The organism is Acinetobacter sp. YH12144 (genome assembly GCF_013418345.1).
In the GTDB taxonomy this organism is placed as follows: domain Bacteria; phylum Pseudomonadota; class Gammaproteobacteria; order Pseudomonadales; family Moraxellaceae; genus Acinetobacter; species Acinetobacter amyesii.
On record NZ_VPCD01000065.1, the window covers coordinates 1 to 1,017 of the forward strand.

The 1,017-nt window shown below is 39.4% G+C and carries 1 protein-coding gene; it reads left to right on the forward strand.

From position 1 onward, the window contains the following. Positions 1 to 1,000, forward strand: a 1,000-nt coding sequence (locus FTU79_RS16420; RefSeq protein WP_180051365.1) for an RNA-guided endonuclease TnpB family protein, incomplete at its 5' end; no start/stop codon positions are given. Between the last annotated feature and the right edge of the window lie 17 nt (positions 1,001 to 1,017).

Here is a 1,017-nt window from a genome sequence, read left to right on the forward strand (position 1 = left end):
AGAAGTGAACTTCGTCTGGAATTATGTCAATGATTTAGGGTTTAGGCATTTGAAGCGGAAAGGTGAATTTCTCTCTGCTTTTGATATTGCCAAATATACGAAAGGCACATCCAAAGAATGTAATTTACATAGTCAAACCATTCAGGCTGTAACTGAAGAATTAGTCACCCGAAGAAAGCAATTTAAAAAGGCAAAGCTGAAATGGCGTGTCAGCAATAAAAAATCAGCAAGGCGCTCTTTGGGATGGGTTCCCTTTAAAAAGGTGGCTATCAAATATACCAATGGATATGTCCAGTATGGAAAACACCAATTTAAGCTTTGGGATAGCTACGGTTTAAGCAAATACACGTTAAAAACAGGTTCATTTGTAGAGGATAGCCGTGGGCGTTGGTATGTATGTCTTGTTGTTGAATCGCCTAAGCAAGATAAATCGACAGCAACCAAAGCGATTGGTATTGATCTAGGTTTAAAAGATATTGCCACCTGTTCTGATGGCACAGTAATTTCAAATCCAAAATTCTATCGAAAATATGAGCAGAAATTAGGTATTGCTCAGAGAGCCAGGAATAAGAAGCGTGTTCGTGCATTACACGCCAAGATTGCAAATAGTCGAAAAGATCATTTGCATAAAGCAAGCACCAAGCTTGTGAATGAAAATGCATTGATTATTGTAGGTGACTTGAGTGCTAAAAAATTAGTAAAAACCAAAATGGCAAAATCTGTTTTGGATACAGGATTTTCTGCACTAAAAACAATGCTCAAGTATAAATGCGAGAACGCAGGCGTATTGTTTGAAGAAGTCCAAGAAGCCTATACCACCCAAATCTGTTCGTGCTGCGGTGAGATCACCTCAAGTAGTCCAAAAGGTAAGACAGATCTTGGAATAAGAGAATGGGAGTGCATGAGCTGTGGTACAGCTCATGATCGAGATATAAACTCAGCTCTAAACATTCTTGCGCTTGGGCATAAGCGTCTAGCTGTAGGAATCACCCTCTTTTAAGGGGGTGAGGATGTCAA